Annotated in this window: 20 protein-coding genes; 1 reads left to right on the top strand and 19 read right to left on the bottom strand. The window is 60.8% G+C overall.

What is annotated here, in order from left to right:
* Positions 1-110 precede the first annotated feature (110 nt).
* A complete protein-coding gene (locus ACX0MV_RS13955; protein WP_458983119.1) occupies positions 111-1,004 on the top strand; it encodes a LysR substrate-binding domain-containing protein in 894 nt (297 codons plus the stop codon).
* A 26-nt stretch (positions 1,005-1,030) separates the two neighbouring features.
* Here the strand turns inward: ACX0MV_RS13955 and ispD are convergent, their stop codons facing one another.
* The 19 genes from ispD to uppS form a co-directional block, all read right to left on the bottom strand.
* Positions 1,031-1,744 carry a 2-C-methyl-D-erythritol 4-phosphate cytidylyltransferase gene (ispD, locus tag ACX0MV_RS13950; protein ID WP_458983118.1) on the bottom strand — a complete coding sequence of 238 codons (714 nt, stop codon included), beginning with the start codon at positions 1,742-1,744 and terminating at the stop codon, positions 1,031-1,033.
* Positions 1,741-2,019 carry a cell division protein FtsB gene (ftsB, locus tag ACX0MV_RS13945; RefSeq protein WP_458983117.1) on the bottom strand — a complete coding sequence of 93 codons (279 nt, stop codon included), beginning with the start codon at positions 2,017-2,019 and terminating at the stop codon, positions 1,741-1,743. The genes ispD and ftsB overlap by 4 nt, the downstream gene beginning before the upstream one ends.
* Positions 2,020-2,109: 90 nt before the next feature.
* Complete coding sequence (gene eno / locus ACX0MV_RS13940; RefSeq protein WP_458983116.1) at positions 2,110-3,399, bottom strand: phosphopyruvate hydratase; 1,290 nt, start codon at positions 3,397-3,399, stop codon at positions 2,110-2,112.
* Between the two features lie 132 nt (positions 3,400-3,531).
* Positions 3,532-4,377, bottom strand: a complete 846-nt coding sequence (gene kdsA, locus ACX0MV_RS13935) for a 3-deoxy-8-phosphooctulonate synthase (protein ID WP_458983115.1) — start codon at positions 4,375-4,377, stop codon at positions 3,532-3,534.
* Between the two features lie 4 nt (positions 4,378-4,381).
* Positions 4,382-6,013 carry a CTP synthase gene (gene pyrG, locus ACX0MV_RS13930; protein ID WP_458983114.1) on the bottom strand — a complete coding sequence of 544 codons (1,632 nt, stop codon included), beginning with the start codon at positions 6,011-6,013 and terminating at the stop codon, positions 4,382-4,384.
* Between the two features lie 174 nt (positions 6,014-6,187).
* Positions 6,188-7,504 carry a tRNA lysidine(34) synthetase TilS gene (gene tilS, locus ACX0MV_RS13925; protein ID WP_458983113.1) on the bottom strand — a complete coding sequence of 439 codons (1,317 nt, stop codon included), beginning with the start codon at positions 7,502-7,504 and terminating at the stop codon, positions 6,188-6,190.
* Positions 7,505-7,563: 59 nt separating this feature from the next.
* On the bottom strand, positions 7,564-8,514 hold the full coding sequence (locus ACX0MV_RS13920) for an acetyl-CoA carboxylase carboxyltransferase subunit alpha (RefSeq protein WP_458983112.1): 951 nt from the start codon (positions 8,512-8,514) through the stop codon (positions 7,564-7,566).
* A gap of 147 nt (positions 8,515-8,661) precedes the next feature.
* Positions 8,662-12,180, bottom strand: a complete 3,519-nt coding sequence (gene dnaE, locus ACX0MV_RS13915) for a DNA polymerase III subunit alpha (RefSeq protein WP_458983111.1) — start codon at positions 12,178-12,180, stop codon at positions 8,662-8,664.
* A 108-nt stretch (positions 12,181-12,288) separates the two neighbouring features.
* The gene (gene rnhB / locus ACX0MV_RS13910) at positions 12,289-12,885 is read right to left on the bottom strand and encodes a ribonuclease HII (RefSeq protein ID WP_458983110.1); all 597 of its coding nucleotides are present in this window, start codon (positions 12,883-12,885) and stop codon (positions 12,289-12,291) included.
* Positions 12,885-14,018: a lipid-A-disaccharide synthase gene (gene lpxB, locus ACX0MV_RS13905; RefSeq protein WP_458983109.1), complete on the bottom strand. Its 1,134-nt coding sequence runs from the start codon at positions 14,016-14,018 to the stop codon at positions 12,885-12,887. Before lpxB ends, rnhB begins: the two co-directional genes overlap by 1 nt.
* 3 nt (positions 14,019-14,021) lie before the next feature.
* Positions 14,022-14,798 (bottom strand): acyl-ACP--UDP-N-acetylglucosamine O-acyltransferase, encoded by a 777-nt coding sequence (gene lpxA, locus ACX0MV_RS13900; protein ID WP_458983108.1) that lies wholly within the window; start codon positions 14,796-14,798, stop codon positions 14,022-14,024.
* Positions 14,795-15,235 (bottom strand): 3-hydroxyacyl-ACP dehydratase FabZ, encoded by a 441-nt coding sequence (gene fabZ / locus ACX0MV_RS13895; RefSeq protein ID WP_458983107.1) that lies wholly within the window; start codon positions 15,233-15,235, stop codon positions 14,795-14,797. Before fabZ ends, lpxA begins: the two co-directional genes overlap by 4 nt.
* A 48-nt stretch (positions 15,236-15,283) precedes the next feature.
* On the bottom strand, positions 15,284-16,342 hold the full coding sequence (lpxD, locus tag ACX0MV_RS13890) for a UDP-3-O-(3-hydroxymyristoyl)glucosamine N-acyltransferase (RefSeq protein WP_458983106.1): 1,059 nt from the start codon (positions 16,340-16,342) through the stop codon (positions 15,284-15,286).
* Between the two features lie 2 nt (positions 16,343-16,344).
* On the bottom strand, positions 16,345-16,848 hold the full coding sequence (locus ACX0MV_RS13885; protein ID WP_458983105.1) for an OmpH/Skp family outer membrane protein: 504 nt from the start codon (positions 16,846-16,848) through the stop codon (positions 16,345-16,347).
* 43 nt (positions 16,849-16,891) lie between these two features.
* Positions 16,892-19,237 carry an outer membrane protein assembly factor BamA gene (gene bamA / locus ACX0MV_RS13880; RefSeq protein WP_458983104.1) on the bottom strand — a complete coding sequence of 782 codons (2,346 nt, stop codon included), beginning with the start codon at positions 19,235-19,237 and terminating at the stop codon, positions 16,892-16,894.
* A gap of 74 nt (positions 19,238-19,311) precedes the next feature.
* The gene (gene rseP / locus ACX0MV_RS13875) at positions 19,312-20,664 is read right to left on the bottom strand and encodes a sigma E protease regulator RseP (RefSeq protein WP_458983103.1); all 1,353 of its coding nucleotides are present in this window, start codon (positions 20,662-20,664) and stop codon (positions 19,312-19,314) included.
* A complete protein-coding gene (gene ispC / locus ACX0MV_RS13870) occupies positions 20,664-21,863 on the bottom strand; it encodes a 1-deoxy-D-xylulose-5-phosphate reductoisomerase (protein WP_458983102.1) in 1,200 nt (399 codons plus the stop codon). Before ispC ends, rseP begins: the two co-directional genes overlap by 1 nt.
* Entirely contained in the window at positions 21,860-22,675 is an 816-nt protein-coding gene (locus ACX0MV_RS13865; protein WP_458983101.1) for a phosphatidate cytidylyltransferase, read from the bottom strand. Before ACX0MV_RS13865 ends, ispC begins: the two co-directional genes overlap by 4 nt.
* Entirely contained in the window at positions 22,657-23,427 is a 771-nt protein-coding gene (gene uppS / locus ACX0MV_RS13860; RefSeq protein WP_458983100.1) for a polyprenyl diphosphate synthase, read from the bottom strand. The genes ACX0MV_RS13865 and uppS overlap by 19 nt, the downstream gene beginning before the upstream one ends.
* Between the last annotated feature and the right edge of the window lie 2 nt (positions 23,428-23,429).

Genomic DNA, 23,429 nt, shown 5'->3' with positions numbered 1-23,429 from the left:
GGCGCGGAGTGTAGATCAGTGCCGACCGTAGACAATCCACCAAAATACAAAACATTATTTCTCTACAGGGATAATCTGCGCTGGATTGTGCTGGGTATTGGAGGGTGAAGGTGAACCAGTGGGAAGGTTTGGATGAGTTCGTCGCGGTTGCCCAGAGCGGCCAGTTCACGGCCGCGGCCGAGCGTCTCGGGCTGTCGTCGTCGCAGGTCAGCCGGCAAGTCGCTCGCTTGGAAGAACGGCTGCAAACCCGGCTGTTCTACCGCAGTACCCGCCGGGTCGCCCTGACCGAGGCTGGGCACACCTTCCTGCAGCACTGCCAACGCTTGCAGGACGCCCGCGAAGAAGCGCTGCGCGCCGTCGGCGACCTTGGCAGCGAACCCAAAGGCCTGCTGCGCATGACCTGTGCAGTCGCTTACGGCGAGCGCTTTATCGTGCCGCTGGTGACCGACTTCATGGGCCGACACCCGCAGCTTCGCGTCGATATCGAGCTGAGCAATCGCACCCTCGACCTGCTGCACGAAGGGCTGGATCTGGCCATACGCCTGGGTCGTCTGCAGGAGTCGCGACTGGTCGCCACACGTCTGGCACCCCGGCAGCTTTACCTGTGCGGCGCGCCTGCGTACCTGCAGCGCTATGGTCGCCCCCATAGTCTGTCGGAGCTCAGCCGGCACAACTGCCTTGTTGGCAGTTCGGAGGTCTGGAATTTTCAGCTCGATGGCCGCGAATCAAGCCAGCGCGTGCAGGGCAACTGGCGCTGCAACAGCGGCCAGGCGGTGCTCGATGCCGCGCTGCGCGGGCTGGGCTTGTGCCAGTTGCCTGATTATTACGTGCAGGAACATCTGCGCAGCGGCGCTCTGGTATCCCTGCTCGAGAGTCAACAACCACCGGACACCGCCGTCTGGGCGCTGTACCCGCAGCAACGTCATCTGTCACCCAAGGTGCGGCAATTGATCGATTTCCTCAAAGCGGGCCTGTTGCGCCGCACCGAGTACGCAGGGCAATAGAGCCGGCCGAGGGCAGCGATCGCGGATCAGGGTTGCTTGGCCTGCCAGAGACGAGCAAGACCCAGCAGATCTTCCGGGCGGGTGATCTTGAGATTGTCAGCACGCCCCTCGATCAATCGCGGCGCCAATCCTGCCCACTCCAGCGCCGATGCTTCGTCGGTTACCGCGATGCCCGCCCCACAGGCGGCGCCGAGTGCATCGCGCAACCTGCCCAGGCGAAACATCTGCGGCGTGTAAGCCTGCCAGATCAGCGCGCGGTCCACCGTGGCCGAAACCCGCCCGTCGGGCCCGGCGCGTTTCAGCGTATCGCGCGCGGGCACGGCCAACAGCCCGCCGACCGGGTCGTCCGCCAGCTCACTCAGCAGCCTGTCAAGATCGGCGCGCTGCAGATTGGGGCGCGCCGCATCGTGCACCAGCACCCAATCCACTTCATGGGCGCCCAACTCGCTCAGGCGCAGCAGGCCGTTCAACACCGAGTCGGCGCGCTCGAGGCCGCCATCGGCCCGAGCAATACGCGCATCGCGGGCACAACTCAGCTTCGGCCAATAGGGATCGTCCGCCGCCAGGCTGACAACCACGCCGCGCAGCTGCGGGTGATCGAGAAAACAGCCAAGGGTATGTTCAAGGATGGTTTTGCCGGCCAGCTCCAGGTATTGCTTGGGCCGGTCCGCCTCCATGCGACTGCCAACCCCGGCCGCCGGAATAAGCGCCCAGAACGCGGGCAATACGACAGGGTTCATTCGGCCAACTGATAGAGGGTTTCGCCCTCTTTGACCATGCCCAGCTCCTGCCGAGCACGCTCCTCAACGGTTTCCATGCCCTTTTTCAGCTCCATCACCTCGGCTTCAAGGATGCGATTGCGCTCCAGCAGGCGTTGGTTTTCCCCACGCTGATCGGCGATCTGCTGCTTCAGCTCGGTGACCTGGGCAAGGCTGCCATCGCCCACCCAAAGCCGATACTGCAAGCCAGCCAGCAGCAGCATCAATATGCCAATCAACCAATAGGAACTACGCATATCAGCCAGAATTTCCATACGAAAAAGGGGCGACTAACGCCGCCCCTCTTTTACCATGACATCGCCAGACTCGAAAAACCGGCGCCGTTCTCAGCCGCGGAACTCGGCGCGACCGCGATACGGGGCCTTGCCAGCCAGTTGCTCTTCGATGCGCAGCAACTGGTTGTACTTGGACACACGATCGGAACGGCACAGCGAACCGGTCTTGATCTGGCCGGCAGCAGTACCGACCGCGAGATCAGCGATGGTGCTGTCTTCGGTCTCGCCGGAGCGGTGCGAAATCACAGCGGTATAACCGGCAGCCTTGGCCATCTGAATGGCTTCCAGGGTTTCGGTCAGGGTGCCGATCTGGTTGAACTTGATCAGGATCGAATTGCCGATGCCCTTGTCGATGCCTTCCTTGAGAATCTTGGTATTGGTGACGAACAGGTCGTCGCCGACCAGCTGCACCTTGGCGCCGATTTTGTCGGTCAGTACCTTCCAGCCCGCCCAGTCGGACTCATCCATGCCGTCTTCAATGGAGATGATCGGGTAGCGCTCGGCCAGACCTGCCAGGTAGTCGGCGAAACCGGCAGCATCGAAGACTTTGCCTTCGCCAGCCAGGTCGTACTTGCCATCTTCGAAGAACTCGCTGGACGCGCAGTCCAGCGCCAGGGTGACGTCGTCGCCCAGCGTGTAGCCGGCATTGGCCACGGCTTCGGCAATCGCCGCCAGCGCATCTTCGTTGGATGCCAGGTTTGGCGCGAAGCCGCCCTCGTCACCGACCGAGGTGCTCAGGCCACGGGCTTTGAGCACCGCCTTGAGGTGATGGAAAATCTCGGTACCCATGCGCAAGCCGTCGGCGAACGTCTTGGCACCAACCGGCTGCACCATGAATTCCTGGATATCGACGTTGTTATCGGCGTGCTCGCCGCCGTTGATGATGTTCATCATCGGCACCGGCATGGAGTACTGGCCTGGGGTGCCGTTCAGATTGGCAATGTGCGCGTACAGCGGCAGGTCTTGGTCCTGGGCAGCGGCTTTGGCTGCAGCCAGGGACACGGCGAGGATGGCATTGGCGCCAAGCTTGCCTTTGTTCTCGGTGCCATCGAGGGCGATCATGGCCTGATCCAGCGCCTTCTGATCAACCGGGTCCTTGCCCAGCAGCAGATCGCGGATCGGGCCATTAATGTTGGCGACGGCTTTCAATACGCCTTTGCCGAGGTAGCGGCCTTTGTCGCCATCACGTAGTTCCAGCGCTTCGCGGGAACCGGTGGACGCACCGGACGGCGCACAGGCGCTGCCTACGATGCCATTGTCGAGAACTACATCGGCTTCCACGGTGGGATTGCCACGGGAGTCGAGAACCTCACGACCCTTGATGTCGACGATCTTTGCCATTGCGTTTAGCACTCCAAAAGTTGACGAAACAGAACCACCGAAGGAAACCCGTCTTTCCTCAACAGAAAAACGGAAGAACTGACCAGCCAGTCAGATTATGCCCGGCCGGCACTTTACCGGAGAACGGCCGTGTTAGGCAGTCTCGATCGGGGGAAAGTTCTTGATCAGATCATCCAATTGCTTGAGCTGGGTGAGGAAGGGCTCAAGCTTTTCCAGGCGCAAGGCACAGGGACCGTCGCATTTGGCATTGTCCGGGTCTGGATGTGCCTCGAGGAACAACCCCGCAAGACCCTGGCTCATGCCAGCCTTGGCCAGGTCGGTGACCTGGGCGCGCCGACCACCAGCGGAGTCCGCGCGGCCACCGGGCATCTGCAACGCATGGGTCACGTCGAAGAATACCGGGTAGTTGGTCTGCTTCATGATGCCGAAGCCGAGCATGTCCACCACCAGGTTGTTATAACCGAACGAGGAACCGCGCTCGCAGAGGATCAACTGATCGTTACCGGCCTCTTCGCACTTGGCCAGGATATGTTTCATTTCCTGGGGCGCGAGAAACTGCGCCTTCTTGATATTGATCACCGCGCCGGTCTTGGCCATGGCCACCACCAGGTCGGTCTGTCGTGACAGAAACGCGGGCAGCTGGATGATGTCGCACACGTCCGCCACCGGCTGCGCCTGATGCGGCTCGTGCACGTCGGTGATCACCGGCACGCCGAAGGTCTTCTTGATTTCTTCGAAGACCTTCATGCCCTCTTCCAGGCCCGGGCCACGGAAGGACGTTACCGAAGAGCGGTTGGCCTTGTCGAAGCTGGCCTTGAACACGTAAGGAATGCCGAGTTTCTCGGTGACCCGCACATACTCCTCGCAGGCACGCATGGCCAAGTCGCGGGACTCGATGACATTGATGCCGCCGAACAGCACGAACGGCTTGTCGTTGGCGATTTCGATAGCGCCAACCTTGATGATTTTCTGTGCCATGTCCTTATGCCTTCTTCGCTTTCTGCGCCAGGGCGGCGTTGACGAAACCGCTGAACAACGGGTGACCGTCGCGCGGTGTCGAGGTGAACTCAGGGTGGAACTGACAGGCGACGAACCACGGATGATCAGGCGATTCGACTACCTCAACCAGTGCCCCATCGGCCGAGCGACCAGTGACCTTCAGGCCTGCCTCGATCAACTGCGGCAGCAAATTGTTGTTCACTTCGTAACGGTGGCGGTGACGCTCGACGATCACATCCTGACCGTAGCAGTCACGCACATTGGAGCCGGCCATCAGTTGGCAGTCCTGGGCACCGAGGCGCATGGTGCCGCCCAGGTCAGAACTGTCGCTGCGCTGCTCGGTAACACCGGTCGCGTCCTGCCATTCGGTAATCAGGCCAACCACCGGGTGCTGGCTGCTGGTATCAAACTCGGTGGAGTTGGCATCGGTCCAGCCCAGCACGTTGCGGGCAAACTCGATCACCGCGACCTGCATGCCGAGACAGATTCCCAGGTAAGGAATCTTGTTTTCCCGAGCAAACTGCACCGTCTTGATCTTGCCTTCGACGCCACGCAGACCGAAGCCGCCCGGCACCAGAATGGCGTCCACGTCTTCGAGCAACGCGGTGCCTTTGTTCTCGATGTCTTCGGAGTCGATATAACGCAGGTTGACCTTGGTCCGGTTCTGGATGCCGGCATGGCTCATCGCTTCGATCAGCGACTTGTAGGCGTCCAGCAGTTCCATGTACTTGCCTACCATAGCAATGGTGACTTCTTTCTCCGGGTTGAGCTTGGCATCGACCACGCGATCCCACTCGGACAGATCGGCACCGCCGCACTCCAGGCCGAAGCGCTCGACGACGAAATCGTCCAGACCCTGGGCGTGCAGAACGCCCGGGATCTTGTAGATGGTGTCGACGTCTTCCAGGGAAATCACCGCGCGCTCTTCGACGTTGGTGAACAGCGCGATCTTGCGCCGCGAGGAAACATCGACTGGATGGTCCGAGCGGCAAATCAATACGTCAGGCTGTAGGCCGATGGAGCGCAATTCCTTGACCGAATGTTGGGTCGGTTTGGTCTTGGTCTCGCCGGCAGTGGCGATATAAGGCACTAGAGTCAGGTGCATCAGCATGGCGCGCTTGGCGCCGACTTCCACGCGCAACTGGCGGATGGCCTCGAGGAACGGTTGCGACTCGATGTCGCCCACCGTCCCGCCGATCTCGACCATGGCCACGTCGGCATCGCCGGCACCCTTGATGATGCGGCGCTTGATCTCGTCGGTGATGTGCGGAATGACCTGAATGGTCGCACCCAGGTAATCACCACGGCGCTCGCGGCGCAGCACGTCTTCGTAAACGCGGCCGGTGGTGAAGTTGTTGTTCTGGGTCATGGTGGTGCGGATGAACCGCTCGTAGTGGCCCAGGTCCAGGTCGGTCTCGGCGCCGTCGTGGGTGACGAACACTTCGCCGTGCTGGAACGGGCTCATGGTGCCCGGATCGACGTTGATATAGGGATCCAGCTTGAGCATCGTGACCTTCAGGCCCCGCGCCTCCAGGATAGCCGCCAATGAAGCCGAGGCGATGCCTTTCCCCAAAGAAGAAACAACACCACCCGTGACGAATATGTAGCGCGTCATAAAAACCCTAGAAGTCTGCGTTAAGCGGTCTGCGCCGCCGGGAAAGCGAAGGAGGGCCGAAGCCATCGAGTACAAATTGCAGCAACTGACAGGCGACTACCGACCCAGCTTTCTTGACGAAATGGAATCTGTAAAAGCTCTAATAAGACGGGAGCGTAGTCTACCGGAAAGGCCCTACCAGCTCAAACCTTGATCGTTCGTCGGCGGCCGCCAGCTCAATTGCCAGCCCCGGTCCGCCGGGCCATCTAGACCGGGCACATTCGCGACGGCCAGCAGCTCTCCGTCACGCCATAGCAGCGGCACACGGCCCCGCAGAAAAACGGGCAGATGATGCTCGTTGAGCAGGCGCTTCAGGTCACGATGGCCGCGCCCCGGGAGATTCATCGACTCGCCACCGCAGCGGTACGAAATGCGCAACGCCCCGTCGGGCAGTTCTCCATTCAGGCGTACAGCGCCGTTGTCCGGCAATTGCAGCCATTCGTTCGCCGATGGCGGACCTAGCGGCAGTGCAGGTTTTTTCAACCAATCGCCACTCAGCCACCACAACCGTCCGTCGGCGCGGTGCACTTCGCCAGCAGCCAGGCGCCACATCGGTGCAGCTACGTTCTTGGCGTCGCGCATCGACTCCCAGCCAGCCCAATGATCGCTATCCGGCATCGGTGTCCAGGCTCTTAGCCAGTAACGCAATGCATTGCGCTGGCGCGCATCACCAAGAGCCGCCAAGGCGGGCAATGAAAGACTGGGCAGTTCAAGCCAGGCCAAGGCTGACGGCGCTTGCGCCGCCATCAGGTCCTGCTGCGCCAACTCGTCGAGCAGCTGCGCAGCCTCGGTCAAATGCTGCGCGGCCCGGGCGATGCTCTGCGTCGCTTGCGGCCAGCGCGCGAGCAACGTCGGCATCACCTGATGGCGCAGGTAATTGCGCGAGAAGTGGCTGTCGACATTCGATGGGTCTTCCACCCAGGTCAGCTGATGCTGATGGGCATAGGCCAGAAGTTCGGCACGCGAACACTGCAGAAGCGGGCGCAACAGCCTGCCCTTGCCCAGCGGCCGGCTGACCGGCATGGCCGTCAGCCCCTGCACACCAGCGCCGCGCAGCAGACGAAACAACAGGGTCTCGGCCTGATCATCGCGATGCTGGGCCAGCAGCAGCACTTCGCCTGGCGCCAGTGCCGCTTCGAAAGCGACATAACGAGCCTCGCGTGCGGCGCGCTCAATACTCGCGCCCGCTGGCACCCGAACCTGCTCGACCTGTAACGGCACCCCAAGCGCGTCGCACAGCTGACGGCAGTGAGCCGGCCATTGCTCGGCAACGGGTTGCAATCCATGGCTTATATGCAGCGCGGAAAGCGCTGGCAGGGACTCGCGTTGCACCTGGGAGGCGAGCAGATGCAGCAGCACGGTGGAATCCAGACCGCCCGACAGCGCAATGCGCCAGGCCGGTGCGTTACGCCAGGGTGCCAGGGCTGCCAACAACCGGATTGAGAGGGACATAGGAATGGGGTTCTAGCGGTACCGATGGGCGCCAAGCCCACCGGCACGGACGTTGCTGCTTAGGCGATGCCGTAGCTCATCAGACGCTCATAACGCCGCGCCAGCAGTGCCTCGGTATCGAACTTCTCCAGCATCTGCAATTGCTCGGTCAGCTCCTGACGGATCGACTCGGCCGCAGCCGCCGGCTCGCGGTGGGCGCCTCCAAGGGGCTCGGCAATGACCTTGTCGACGATGCCCAGGCCCTTAAGGCGCTCGGCGGTAATACCCATCGCCTCGGCCGCATCGGGCGCCTTGTCCGAGGTCTTCCACAGAATCGAGGCGCAGCCTTCCGGCGAAATCACCGAGTAAGTGGAATACTGAAGCATGTTCAACTGGTCGCACACGCCGATTGCCAACGCGCCACCGGAGCCACCTTCACCGATTACGGTGGCGATGATCGGCGTCTTCAGGCGTGCCATCACCCGCAGGTTCCAGGCGATGGCTTCGCTCTGCCCACGCTCTTCGGCGTCGATGCCAGGGTAGGCGCCCGGCGTATCGATAAACGTCAGAATCGGCATCTTGAAACGCTCGGCCATCTCCATCAGACGACAGGCCTTGCGGTAGCCTTCGGGGCGCGGCATGCCGAAGTTACGGCGAACTTTCTCGCGCACGTCGCGGCCTTTCTGGTGACCAATTACCATCACCGGCTGACCGTTCAGGCGGGCGACGCCACCTACCAGCGCAGCGTCGTCGGAGAAGTGCCGATCACCGTGCAGCTCGTCGAACTCGGTGAAGATGTGTTGCAGGTAATCCAGGGTATAGGGGCGCCGCGGATGACGAGCCAGCTGGGCGATTTGCCAACTGGTTAGGTTGCCGAAAATGCTTTCGGTCAAGCTGCTGTTCTTGTCTTGCAGGCGCGTGATTTCGTCAGAGATGTTCAACGAGTTGTCGTTACCCACCAGGCGAAGCTCTTCGATCTTGGCTTGCAGGTCGGCGATCGGCTGTTCGAAATCGAGAAAATTCGGGTTCATAGTCATCCGTCTTGCGTCGACGGCCAGGTGGCCGGGGTGCGCCCTACCTTATAGCAGCAGGCGCATTCAGGTCGACACCCGCCCCGCACCAATCGAATCGATACGGCGGGTGTCGCGGCTGATGGACGGGGCCTGAGCCCCGCGAAATCAGCGGTAGTGCAAAAAGACGTTGTCTCGTCCGAACTGGTCACGCAAAGCCTGAATCAGGCTGTCGGCCGGTTCGATGCGCCAGGTTTCGCCGAACTGCAATTGCGCACGGGCATCCTCGCGGTTGTATTCCACGGTGATCGGGCAGGCGCCGCGGTGCTTGCTGCACAGCTCCGCCAGCCAGCGCAGACGGTCGCCCTTCAGCGCCGTACTGGCGAGCTTTAGTCGCAGGCTGTCGGCCAGACCGGTGCGGGCTTCCTCCAGACTCATGACGCGCTTGGCACGCAGGCGCAGGCCACCGGAAAAATCATCGTTGCTGACCTCACCTTCGACCACCACCAGCGCGTCGGTTTGCAACAGGGCCTGGGCGCTGTTGAAGGCTTCAGCGAACAAGGAGGCTTCGATTCGCCCGGAACGGTCGTCCAGGGTGATAAAGCCCATCTTGTCGCCCTTCTTGTTCTTCATCACCCGCAGATTGACGATCAAACCAGCAACGGTCTGGCTTTCCCGGGACGGTTTAAGGTCGATGATGCGCTGACGGGCAAAACGCCTGACTTCGCCTTCGTATTCATCAATCGGGTGGCCGGTCAGGTACAGGCCCAGGGTGTCCTTTTCGCCCTTGAGGCGCTCCTTCAGCGACAGCTCGCGAGCGCGACGATGATTGGCATAGACATCGGTTTCGGCATCGGCGAACACGCCGCCAAACAGGTCCATGTGGCCGCTGTCGTGGCTGCGCGCGGTCTGTTCGGCGGCTTGCACCGCTTCCTCCATCGCCGCCAGCAGCACCGCACGATTGCGGTCGATATTGGCCTGATAAGCTTTCAGCTCTTCATGGAAATACGGCCCCAGCCGATCGAGTGCACCGCTATGAATCAGCGCTTCCAGGGTGCGCTTGTTGATGCGTTTGAGGTCGACTCGCGAGCAGAAGTCGAACAAATCCTTGAACGGACCGTCCTTGCGCGACTCGACTATCGCCTCGACCGGGCCCTCGCCCACGCCCTTGATCGCGCCCAGGCCGTAAACGATCCAGCCTTCGTCGTTGACGGTGAACTTGAACTCCGAGGTGTTCACATCAGGCGCATCGAGGCGCAGCTTCATGCTGCGGCACTCCTCGATCAGGGTCACGACCTTGTCGGTGTTGTGCATATCCGCCGACAACACTGCCGCCATGAACGGCGCCTGGTGGTGGGCTTTGAGCCACGCGGTCTGGTAGGAAACCAGGCCGTAGGCGGCCGAGTGCGACTTGTTGAAGCCATAACCGGCGAACTTTTCCACCAGGTCGAAGATGTTGCCCGCCAGGTCTGCGTCGATTCCGTTGTTGGCGCAGCCTTCGATGAAGCCGCCGCGCTGCTTGGCCATCTCCTCGGGTTTTTTCTTACCCATGGCACGGCGCAGCATGTCCGCACCGCCGAGGGTATAACCCGCCATGACCTGGGCAATCTGCATCACCTGTTCCTGGTACAGGATGATGCCGTAGGTCGGCGCCAGTACCGGGCGCAGCCCGTCGTACTGATAATCCGGGTGCGGGTAGGCCAGCTCGGCACGGCCGTGCTTGCGGTTGATGAAGTCGTCGACCATGCCCGATTGCAGCGGGCCCGGTCGGAACAACGCCACCAGGGCGATCAGGTCTTCCAGGCAGTCTGGCTTGAGCTTCTTGATCAGTTCCTTCATGCCGCGGGATTCGAGCTGGAACACCGCAGTGGTCTCGGCTTTCTGCAGCATGCTGAATGTCGGCTTGTCATCCAGCGGGATGAAATCGATATCCAGTGGCCCCAGGCCTTTCTTGGCCTGCTCGCGGTTGATGGTTTCCATCGCCCACTTGATGATGGTGAGCGTACGCAGACCGAGGAAGTCGAACTTCACCAGGCCCGCCGACTCCACGTCGTCCTTGTCGAACTGGGTCACCAGGCCGCCGCCCTCGTCGTCACAGGCGATCGGTGAAAAGTCGGTGAGTTTGGTCGGGGCGATTACCACGCCGCCGGCATGCTTGCCGGTACCGCGGCAGATGCCTTCGAGCTTCAGCGACATGTCCCAGATTTCCCGGGCGTCCTCGTCGACCTTGAGGAACTCGCGCAGCGGTTCCTCCATCTCGTAGGCCTTTTCCAGGGTCATGCCGACTTCGAAAGGAATCATCTTCGACAGACGATCCGCCAGGCCATAGGACTTGCCCTGGGCCCGTGCCACGTCACGCACAACCGCCTTGGCCGCCATGGTGCCGAAGGTAATGATCTGGCTGACCGCGTTGCGGCCGTATTTCTCGGCCACGTATTCAATGACCCGATCGCGCCCGTCCATGCAGAAGTCGACGTCGAAGTCGGGCATGGAGACCCGCTCGGGGTTGAGGAAGCGCTCGAACAGCAGGTCATAGGCCAGCGGGTCGAGATCGGTGATCTTCTGCACGTAGGCTACCAGCGAGCCGGCACCTGAACCACGGCCGGGGCCGACCGGCACGCCGTTGTTCTTCGCCCACTTGATGAAGTCCATTACGATCAGGAAATAACCGGGGAAGCCCATCTGGATGATGATATCCAGCTCGAAATTCAGCCGGTCGACGTATACCTGCTTCTTCGCTTCGTAATCGGGTGTGTCCCTCGGCAACAGCACTGCAAGGCGTTCATCGAGGCCATCGAAGGAGACCTTGCGAAAATATTCGTCCATGGTCATGCCGGCTGGCACCGGGAAGTCGGGCAGGAAGTGCTTGCCCAACTGCACTTCGATGTTGCAGCGCTTGGCGATCTCGACGGTGTTTTCCAGCGCTTCGGGCAAGTCGCTGAACAGTTCCCACATCTCTTCCGGGGTTTTCAGGTACTGCTGGTCGGAATAGCTGCGCGGCCGGCGTGGGTCATCCAGGCTGCGGCCCTCACCGATGCACACGCGGGTTTCATGGGCGGCAAAATCGTCCTGTTTGAGGAAACGCACATCGTTAGTCGCCACCAGTGGCGCGCCAACCTTCTCCGCCAGTTCGACGGCCAGGTGCAGATGCTCTTCGTCGTTAACCCGGCTGGTGCGCTGCACCTCCAGGTAGAAGCGCTCCGGAAATACCGCCAGCCACTCCTGCAGCACCGCCTGCGCCTCAGCTGGATCGCCATTGAGCAAGGCATGACCGACCTCGCCCTCCTTCGCGCCGGACAAGGCGATAAGCCCTTCGGACGCTTCCTTGACCCACTCGCGCCGGATGATTACCAGGTCATTGCTCTGGCCTTCAGTCCAGCCACGGGAGACCAGTTCGGTGAGGTTGCGATAGCCCTTGGCATTCATCACCAGCAGCGTCATGCGGCTTAGCGGGCCGTCTTCGTCCGCGCTGGCCAGCCAGATGTCGGCGCCGCAGATAGGTTTGATGCCAGCCCCCATCGCCGCCTTGTAGAACTTGACCAGCGAGCACATGTTGCTTTGATCGGTAACCGCCACCGCAGGCATCCCTGCAGCCGCCACCGACTTGACCAGCGGTTTGACCCTTACCAAGCCGTCGACCAGGGAAAATTCGGTATGCAAACGCAGGTGGACGAACGAAGCGGTCATGGCGATCCCATTGAAACACTGAAACAACAAGGCCCGGATTGTACCGGGCCTTGGAAAAAACATCAGCCTGGCGCCCGCTTCCGTAGCCAAGTGTGAGCTTGCGAGTGCTCAGGTTTGCAGCAGTTCGCGCACTGGGGCAAAGGAACGTCGATGAATCGGCGTGGGGCCCAGGCGCCGCAGCGCTTCCAAATGAATCGGGGTCGGGTAGCCCTTGTGCCCAGCGATACCGTAGCCCGGGTAGTCCGTGTCCAAGCGCTGCATTTCCCAATCGCGACTGACTTTTGCCAGGATCGAGGCTGCGGCGATTGCCGGCACCTGGCTGTCGCCCTTGACCACGGCCGTGCTGGGTACTTGCAACACCGGGCAGCGATTACCGTCGATCAGCGCCAGTCGCGGCGTGACGCTCAGACCTTCGACGGCACGCTGCATGGCCAGCATGGTCGCGTGGAGAATGTTCAGACGGTCGATTTCCTCGACCTCGGCGCGGGCGATGCACCAGGCCAGGGCTTTTTCGCAGATCTCGTCGAACAGCTTTTCCCGGCGTGCCTCGGTGAGCTTCTTCGAATCGTTGAGACCAAGTATCGGCCGCGATGGATCGAGAATCACCGCAGCGGTAACCACCGCGCCGCACAGCGGGCCGCGGCCGACTTCATCGACGCCAGCGACCAATTCCTCGACCAGGGTGAAATCCAGCCCCAGTTGCATCAGCCGCGCCCTGCCACAGTCAGCACCGCGTCGGCCGCCTGGATCGAGGCATCACGGCGCAACGCACGATGAATCACACCGAAGCCGACCGTCTGCTCCTCGCCACCCTCAAGCAGTGGTGCCAACACCTGAGCCAAGGCTTCCGGCGTCGCGGCGTCCTGAATCAGCTCGGGCACCAGCAGGCGCTCAGCCAGCAGGTTGGGCAAGGAAATATAGGGACTTTTAACCAGCCGTTTGAGAATCTGATACGTCAGTGGCGCAACCTTATAGGCCACCACCATTGGCCGTTTGTACAACAGGGCTTCCAGAGTCGCCGTACCGGAGGCAATCAGCACCGCGTCGCAGGCGGCCAGGGCGTCATGGGAACGACCATCGAGCAGGGTCAGGGGCAGGTCGCGACCGACGAGCAGCTCTTCCAACTGCTTGCGCCGCTCCGGGTTGGCACATGGCAGGACAAAGCGCACGCCGGGGCGCAGGGTGCGCAGGCGCACCGCCGTATCGAGAAACAAGCCGCCCAGACGAGCGACTTCGCCACCACGACTTCCCGGCAGCAGCGCCACGACATGACCATCGTGCGGTAGATCCAGGGCGTCGCGCGCAGCCGCCCGATCGGCCTGCGTCGGAATCGCATCGGCGAGCGGATGGCCAACGAACCTCACGGGGACCTGGTGCGCGTCATAAAACTGCGCCTCGAACGGAAACAGCGTCAGCATCAGGTCGCAGGCATCGCGGATCTTGAATACGCGCTTCTGCCGCCAGGCCCAGACCGAGGGGCTGACGTAGTGGACGGTCTTGATCCCGGCCCGACGCAGCTTGAGCTCAAGGTCCAGATTGAAATCCGGCGCATCGATGCCGATAAACACGTCCGGCTTCGCCTCGATCAAGGTCTTCAGCAGACGTTTGCGGCGCGAGAGCAATTCCGGCAGACGGCCGAGTACTTCGACCAGGCCCATGACGGCCAGGCGCTCCATAGGGAAATAGGATACGAGGCCCTGTGCCTGCATCAACGGACCGCCGACTCCGATGAATTCGACGTCGGCATGGCGTTGTTTCAGCGCCTGCATCAAACCGGCACCGAGAATGTCGCCGGACGCCTCACCGGCCACCAGCGCAACACGCAATGGACTGGTCATGGTTTAACGCGTGATGCCGCGGCTGGACGCCTGGATGGAATCGCGAAACAGCGCGACCTCGGGGAATTGCGCAGAGGATTCAGCAAGTTCGCCCAGGGCCTGCTCGACCGTCAGGCCCTGGCGATAAACGATCTTGTAGGCGCGGCGCAAAGCCTGAATGGCTTCGGCACTGAAGCCCCTGCGGCGCATGCCTTCGAAATTCATGCCGCGTGCTTCGGCGGGGTTGCCAAACACCGTGACATAGGCGGGCACGTCCTTGCCAATGGCGGTGCCCATGCCGGAAAAGCTGTGGGCACCGATATGGCAGAACTGATGCACCAGCGTATAGCCCGACAGGATGGCCCAGTCGTCCATATGCACATGGCCGGCAAGCGCGGTGTTGTTGACCAGAATGCAATGATTGCCGATGACGCTGTCATGGCCGATGTGGGCGTAGGCCATGATCAGGTTGTGATCGCCCAGGGTGGTCTCGCTGCGGTCCTGCACGGTGCCACGGTGGATGGTGACACCCTCGCGAATCACATTGTGATCGCCGATCTGCAAGCGGGTCGGCTCGCCGTTGTATTTGAGATCTGGCGTGTCTTCACCAATCGAGGAAAACTGATAGATGCGGTTGTGCTTACCGATCCTGGTCGGCCCTTTGAGAATCACATGGGGGCCAATCACGCTACCCTCGCCAATCTCCACATCGGCCCCGACAATCGACCAGGGGCCGACGACAACGTCGTCAGCCAACCTGGCACTGGGGTCGATAATGGCGCGAGGGTCAATCAAACTCATAGTTTGCGTTCCGCACAAATGATTTCAGCTGAACAGACTTCCTTACCGTCCACGCTGGCTTTGCATTCGAACTTCCAGATACTGCGCTTGTTGCTCAGGTGCTTGGCTTCGAGAATAAGTTGATCGCCAGGTACAACCGGTTGGCGAAAACGCATTTTATCGGAGCCAACAAAGTAGTACAGGGTGCCATCCGCCGGCTTCAGCCCCATCATCTTGAAACCCAGTACACCGGCGGCCTGGGCCATCGCTTCGATGATCAATACGCCCGGCATGATCGGGTGTTCAGGGAAGTGCCCGTTGAAAAATGGCTCATTGATGCTGACATTCTTATAGGCGCGAATGCTCTTGCCTTCAATATCCAGATCCACGACCCGGTCCACCAGCAGGAATGGATAGCGGTGGGGCAGGTATTCGCGAATTTCGTTGATGTCCATCATGTCCAGAGAAGCCTGTAGTAAAAGAAGGGGAGCACAGCGATCGCCGGCTCAGGCATCAGATGAGGCGTTGGTGTTCGGGGTCACCGCGGCGAGCTGCTTTTCCAACTGCTGAAGCCGCCGTGCCATGTCATCCAGCTGGCGAATACGCGCGGCGCTTTTACGCCACTCCGCCGCGGGCTGCATGGCCGTACCGGAAGAATAGGCGCCGGGCTCGGTAATCGAACGGGTAACCATGGTCATTCCGGTGACGAACACGCCATCGCACACCTCGATATGCCCGACCATGCCAACGCCGCCAGCGATCATGCAGTTCTTGCCAATCTTGGTGCTGCCGGAAATACCGACGCAACCGGCCATGGCGGTGTTGTCGCCGACCTGGACGTTGTGCGCGATCATGATCTGGTTGTCGAGTTTGACCCCGTTGCCGATCAGGGTATCGGCCAGGGCGCCACGGTCGATGGTGGTGTTGGCACCGATTTCGACGTCGTCTCCAATGCTGACACCACCGATCTGCGCGATCTTCTGCCATACGCCCTTCTCATTGGCGAAGCCGAAGCCTTCGCCGCCGATCACTGCGCCTGACTGGATCACCGCACGCTTGCCGATACGCACGTCGTGATAGAGGGTCACGCGCGGAGCAAGCCACCCGCCTTCGCCGATTATCGAGCGGGCACCAACAACGCAATGGGCCCCGAGGGTTACCCCTGGGCCAATCTGTGCACCACTCTCGATCACAACATACGGGCCGATGCTGGCACTCCCATCGACCCGGGCGTCGGCGGCAACCGATGCAGTCGGATGAATGCCCGTCGCCGCCTGGGGTTTCGGATCGAACAGGTGGGACAGCTGCGCGTAAGCCAGGTATGGATTGGCCACGATCAACGCCGCGCCCACATAGCCTTCGGCATCTGCAGAATTGAGCAAAACCGCACCGGCGCGGCAACCCGTCAAGTGCTTGCGGTACTGGGCGTTGGCAAGAAAGCTCAAATGCCCGGGGCCGGCATCCTGCAAGGAAGCCAGCCCGCGAATGAGGGTATCCGGCGCGCCGCGGAGCGTGGCGCCCAACCGCTCGGCCAACTGACCGAGGGAAAACTGCACTGCGCCCATTATCAGCGCAGCTTGTTCATACGCTCGATGACCTGGCGGGTGATATCGAACTGAGGTTTGACATCAATCACCGCACCGCGCTCGAGGACCAGATCGAAGTTGCCACTCTTGATCACTTCCTCTACCGCCTTGTCCAGGTTGGGCTTGAGGGTTTTCAGCATGTCGCGATCAGCTACCGCCTTGGCTTCGTTCAATTCCTTGGACTGGAACTGGAAGTCACGGGCTTTCTGCTTGAACTCCAACTCAAGACGCTCGCGCTCGGCGGTCTGCATCTTCTCGCCGTCCTTGACCAGACGGTCCTGAATACGTTTGGCATCGCTTTCCAGGGTCTTCAGCTTGTTCAGCTGCGGGCCGAACTTCTTCTCGGCGTCCACCGCATAGCGCTTGGCAGCGTCGGATTCGAGCAAGGCCATTTGATAGTTCAATACCGCGACCTTCATTTCAGCGAATGCTGGAGTTGCCAGCAGAGCGGCACTCAATAAAACCAGTTGGGTCAACTTACGCACGATGCACTCCTGCAAAACTGTTGTCGTTGTTGGGGTCAGCTGCTTAGAACGTCTGACCGAGAGAGAATTGGAAAACCTGGGTATCTGCATCGTCCGGTTTGACGATCGGCATGGCCAAGCTGAAGCTCAGCGGACCCAGTGCAGTGACCCAGGTCAGCCCCAGACCAACCGAACTCGCCAGCTCGCCAGCATCGACTCCGCTGCAATCACGGGCCGAGCACGCGGTGTCAAAGACGTTACCCACATCCCAGAAAAAAGCCGTACGCAAGGAACGCTGATCTTTTACAAAGGGCATCGGGAACAATAACTCGACGCCACCCTGGATCAGCACGTTACCGCCGAATGGCAATGGATCATCGTCAGGATCATTCTCGGTACCCGGATTAGTACCATCGCTCGGTGTACTGCGCGGCCCTAGACTGCTGTCCTCGAAGCCACGCACCGAGTTAAAACCACCTGCGTAATAGTGTTCGTAGAACGGCATGTCCGAGGTGGAGCCGAAGCTGTCGCCATAACCCAGCTGCGTATGGAAGCGCAGCGTGTAGTTTTCGCTCAGCGGCTTGAACACTTGACCGCGGTAGTCGAGTTTGTAGAACGACAGATCGCTGCCCGGCACCGTAGTTTCGAACACAAGGCTCTGCGAATGCCCGCGATTAGGCATTACGCCGCGGTTCAGGGTGGAATCGGACCAGCCAATCGACGCTTTCAGGTTGAGGTAGCTGTCGCCTTCCGCCTCGATGAAATCGAAGATTTCGTCGACGGTATAAATACCCGTACTGATGGTGTCCTGTTGAATCGTCAGGCCATAGGTCAGACGCGCAGTTTCGCTAATCGGGTAACCAATGGTTGCGCCTGCGCCATAACTGTCCACTGCATAGCTGGAGACGTCGGTATTGAGCTCGTCGTAATCGGTCGTGCGGTAAAAGGCGTTGTAGCCCAGGCTGACGCCGTCGGCCGTCCAGTAAGGGTCGACGAAGCCGAAGTTGTAGCGCTCCTGGTACTCGCTGCGGGTCAAGCCAATGCTGACCTTGTTACCGCTGCCGAGAAAGTTGTTCTGGCTGATCGAGCCGCCGAGAATCAGGCCCGCGTTCTGGGCGAAACCCACACTGGCGGTGATGGAGCCGGAGGCCTGCTCTTCCACGCTGTAGTTCACGTCGATCTGGTCGTCGGTGCCCGGCACCTGAGGGGTTTCGACGTTGACTTCCTTGAAGTAGCCAAGGCGCTCAAGACGGGTTTTCGACTGATCGATCAGGTAGGTCGACGCCCAACCACCTTCGAGTTGACGCATCTCTCGGCGCAGCACTTCGTCTTCGGTCTTGGTATTGCCGCGGAAGTTGATGCGGTTGACGTAGGCACGCTTGCCAGGATCGACGACAAAGGTGATCGCGACGGTCTTGTCGTCGTCATTTGCCTCCGGCACACCGTTGACGTTGGCGAAGGTGTAGCCATCGTTACCCAGGCGGCGGGTAATCAATTCGGAGGTGGTGGTCATCACCTTACGCGAGAACACCTGACCTTCCTTCACCAGCAGCAGTGCCTTGATATCCTCTTCCGGCACTTTCAAGTCACCGGAGAGTTTCACTTCGCTGACGCTGTATTTCTCGCCCTCGTCCACGTTGACCGTGACATAGACGTGCTTCTTGTCAGGAGTAATGGAAACCTGAGTGGACGAAATGTCCATGTTGATGTAGCCGCGGTCCAGGTAGTAAGAGCGCAGGCGTTCCAGGTCGCCGGAGAGCTTTTCACGGGCGTATTTGTCGTCGTTACGGAAGAACGACAGCCAGTTGGTGGTTTTCAGCTCGAACAGGTCGATCAGGTCCTCGTCGGAAAACACCGAGTTGCCAACGACGTTGATGTGCTGAATGGCGGCAATTGAGCCTTCGTTGATGTTGATCTTCAATGCCACGCGATTGCGTGGTTGAGGGATGACCTCGGTTTCGATCTGTGCCGAGTAACGGCCCTGCGCCACGTATTGACGCTGCAGTTCGTTGCGCACGCCCTCAAGCGTGGCACGCTGGAAAATCTCACCTTCGGCAAGCCCCGATTGGTCGAGGCCTTTGAGCAGGTCTTCGCTGCTGATGGCTTTGTTGCCTTCGATTTCGATACCGGAGATCGAGGGCCGTTCGACCACGGTGATCACCAACACATCGCCATCGCGGCCAAGCTGGATGTCTTGAAAGAAGCCGGTTTTGAACAGCTCACGTGTAGCGTCCACAAGCAGACGGTCATCCGTTTGCTCGCCAACGTTGAGCGGCAAGGCACCAAAGACGCTGCCCGCAGAAACCCGCTGGAGGCCGTTGACGCGGATATCGGAAATGGTGAAGGACTCGGCGTGAACTTCGGCGATCATCGATGCGGCAAGAACCGCAGGTAGCAGCAGACGTTTCATGAAGTCCTTTCTTATTCCAACTGACGATAAAAAAATCTGCCGCTCTAGGCGACAGATTTGTAATTCAGTAATGGCTACAGTCGACCCAGATCATTGACGAGGGCGAGCAACATCACCCCCACAACCAAGCTGATGCCTATCTGCATCCCCCAACCCTGCACCCGGTCGGACAAAGGCCGGCCACGCGCCCATTCCACCAGATAAAAAAGCAGATGCCCCCCATCGAGAACCGGGATTGGCAGCAGATTGAGAACCCCCAGACTTATGCTCAGGTAGGCCAGGAACGTTAGAAAGTCCCCCAAACCCGACTCAGCCGAAGCGCCCGCCACTTTAGCAATGGTTATCGGCCCGCTCAAGTTTTTTACCGAGAGCTCGCCGAAGAGCATTTTCTTCAATGAATCGAGCGTCAGCAGGCTCATGGCCCAGGTCCGCCGAAAACCCTCGGCGACCGCTTCAAGCGGCCCGAAGCTTACCTCACGGAGCATTTCTGGCGGCCATTCAACGCCCGCTACACCAGCGCCGAGGTAGCCACTGCGCGCGGCGCCCTCGCCCTTGGCAGCAAGAGTAACCGGTAACTCAAGGCGCTCTTGCGCTCGCTCGATCTGCAGCACAATCGCCTTGCCTGGCAGCACCCGCAACCGATCAACCAAATGCTGCCAGTCATCGAGCGGCTGACCATCAATCGCCAATAACCGGTCGCCGACCTTCAAGCCGGCTGTTGCTGCAGGTCCTTCCGGGTCGAGCTGAGCTAGAACAGGAGGCAGGGAGGGTCGCCATGGGCGAATGCCCAACGACCCGATCGGATCAGGATCGCCGACGCCCTTCTGCCATTCACTCAATGCAATCTGCCGCTGGCTCTCGACCGTCGAACCCGGCTCGAGCACGCTGACCGACAAGGTGCCGGTCTCGCCAAGACGCCGAACCAGCTGCAGATTGACTGCCGCCCAGCCGCTGGTGGCCTGCTGGTTGACTGCCACGATTTCCTGGCCAGCCTGCAACCCGGCCTCGGCAGCCAGGCTGCCGGGCTCGACCGCACCAATGATTGGCCGCACCTGCTGACTACCCAGCATGGCCACCAGCCAGAAAAACACGATGGCAAGAATGAAGTTTGCGACAGGGCCAGCCGCAACGATGGCAATGCGCTGACGCACACTCTTGCGATTGAACGACTGATCGACCTGCTCGGGCGGCACATCGCCTTCACGCTCATCGAGCATTTTCACGTAGCCGCCGAGTGGAATGGCGGCAACTACAAACTCCGTACCGTGCCGATCATGCCAGCGCAACAGCGGCGAGCCGAAACCCACCGAAAACCGCAGCACCTTCACGCCGCAGCGTCGAGCCACCCAGAAGTGACCAAACTCGTGAAACGTAACCAGCACCCCTACCGCGACCAGGGTGCCGACAATCATGTAAAGCGCGCTCATCAAGCTTCTCCGCGTCGGGGGCGATTAAGCCAGTGCTCAGCCAGTTCTCGGGCGCGACAATCCGCCGCCAGCACCGTCTCCAGGCTTTCAACCGCAACCGCGGTCTCCGTATTCAAAACGTCATCGATGATACTCGCGATTTCCGGGAAGCGAATGCGCCGCTCAAGAAAGGCCGCGACCGCCACTTCATTGGCCGCATTCAACATCGCCGGCGCCGTTCCACCCGCTTCGGCCGCCTGGCGCGACAGGCGCAAGCACGGAAACCGCTGCTCGTCGGGGGCCTGGAAGTCCAGTCGGCCGATCGCGAACAGGTCGAGGGCCGACACGCCCGAGTCGATTCGCTCAGGCCAGGCCAATGCATGACTGATAGGTGTACGCATATCCGGATTACCCAACTGGGCCAGCACCGAACCATCGACATAATCGACCAGCGAATGAATCACGCTCTGCGGATGGATGACAATCTGGACCTGCGCCGGCTTGGCGTCGAACAGCCAGCAGGCCTCAATCAACTCGAGACCTTTGTTCATCATGCTGGCTGAATCGACGGAAATCTTGCGCCCCATCGACCAGTTGGGGTGCGCGCACGCCTGCTCGGGGGTAACGGCAGCCAACTGCTCCTGCGGGGTCTCGCGAAAAGGGCCACCGGAGGCCGTCAGCAGGATGCGGCGCACACCCACTTGCGCGAGCCCGCGAGAATAGTCGCCCGGCAAACACTGGAAAATTGCATTGTGCTCGCTGTCGATGGGAAGCAACACGGCGCCACTGCGACGTACTGCCTGCATAAACAGCGCGCCGGACATTACCAGCGCCTCCTTATTGGCGAGCAGCACTTTCTTGCCCGCCTCCACGGCCGCCAGCGTCGGCTTCAACCCTGCCGCGCCGACGATGGCCGCCATCACCGCATCGACTTCGGGATGGGCCGCGACCTCGCACAAACCCGCTTCACCGTGCAGCACCCGTGTACCCAGGCCCGCCGCGCTCAAGCTACCTTGCAGATCACGGGCGGCCTCCACACTGGCCACCACCGCATAACGCGGGCGGTGGATCATGCACAGCGCTTCCAGCTCGACCAGCCGGCTGAAGCCGGACAAGGCAAATGCCTGGTAACGCTGAGGGTGTCGCGCAATCACATCCAGCGTACTCAGGCCAATCGAGCCGGTAGCACCCAGCACCGTGATCTGTTGCGGCTGCGTCACAGAGCGCCCCAACCGGCCAGCCAGAGCAGCGCTGCGAATACGGGAACCGCCGCGGTCAGGCTGTCGATCCGGTCCAGTATGCCGCCATGCCCCGGCAGCAGATTGCTGCTGTCCTTGATCCCAGACTGACGCTTGAACATGCTCTCGGTCAGGTCACCCACCACCGACAGCAACACCACCACTGCAGCGCCTGCAACAGCGAGGATAAAGTCAGCCAACCCCCAGTCACGATAGAAACCCACGAGCACGGTTATCAGCATGCTGGTGAGCAGGCCGCCAATCAGCCCCTCCCAGCTTTTGCCCGGGCTTACCCGTGGCGCCAGCTTGCGTTTGCCGAAACGCTTGCCTGAGAAGTAGGCGCCGATGTCCGCCCCCCAGACCAGCACCATCACCGCCAGAATCAGACCGTTGGCCAAGGGCCACTGCTTGAGCAACACCAGACCTTGCCACGCCGGCAGCAGGATCAACAGACCGATCAACAACTTTCCGGCGCCGCTGCCCCAGTATCGGCTGCTGCCGGGATAGCCGATGACCATGAAGGTCGCCGCCACCCACCAGATGATGCCTAACGAGAGCACCCAGAGTGCCAGCGCGGGAACCTGGTACAGGCCAAACAGCAATGCCGCGACCAGCGCGCCATAGGCAATGCGTACACCCTGGCCGTCGAACCCGGCCAGGCGCGCCCATTCCCACGCCCCCAGGGTCACGACCGCCGCGATGAACAACGCGAACAGCCCACCGTCGAGCAGGAAAAACCCCACCAGTGCGATTGGCAACAATACCAATGCAGTAATCACTCGTTGTTTAAGCATGCGCGCGCCTCGTTCTCGACCTGTTCACTGGTTTTGCCAAAGCGTCTCTGCCGCGTTGCGAAATCCGCCAACGCCCGGCGCATTGCGTCGTGCTTGAAATCCGGCCAGAACAGGTCGGAAAAATACAGCTCGCTGTAAGCAAGCTGCCAGAGCAGGAAATTGCTGATGCGATGCTCGCCACCCGTACGGATGCACAGGTCAGGGAGCGGCAAATCGCCAGTGGTAAGGCAGCTTTGCAGCAGCTCCGGGGTAATGTCCTCCGGACGCAGATGGCCGCCCTGAACTTCACGGGCCAAGCGCTGCGCAGCCTGGGCGATATCCCATTGCCCGCCATAGTTGGCCGCCACCTGCAGGACGAAGCGCTTCTCCCCCGCCGTCTGGGCCTCGGCATCGCGCATCGCGGCCTGCAACTCCGGGTGAAACCGCGAACGGTCACCGATGATGCGCAGGCTGATGTCGTTGTCATTGAGTTTTTTGGCTTCGCGGCGCAGTGCGCCCAGGAACAGCTCCATCAGCGCACCGACCTCATCGGCCGGACGCTGCCAGTTCTCACTGGAGAAGGCGAACAGGGTCAGTACTTCAACGCCGGCCTCGGCGCAGACCTCGATGACCGCGCGAACGGCATCGACACCCGCCTTATGGCCGGCGACGCCTGGCAGAAGACGCTTCTTGGCCCAGCGATTATTGCCATCCATGATGATCGCCACATGGCGCGGCACGGCCACCTGGGCGGCGGAGCTGGTGTTCTTCATGA

It is taken from the genome of Pseudomonas cistanchae (assembly GCF_054483635.1).
Note: the sequence above shows the minus strand (reverse complement) of the source record. Positions and strands in the feature narration are given on the sequence as shown.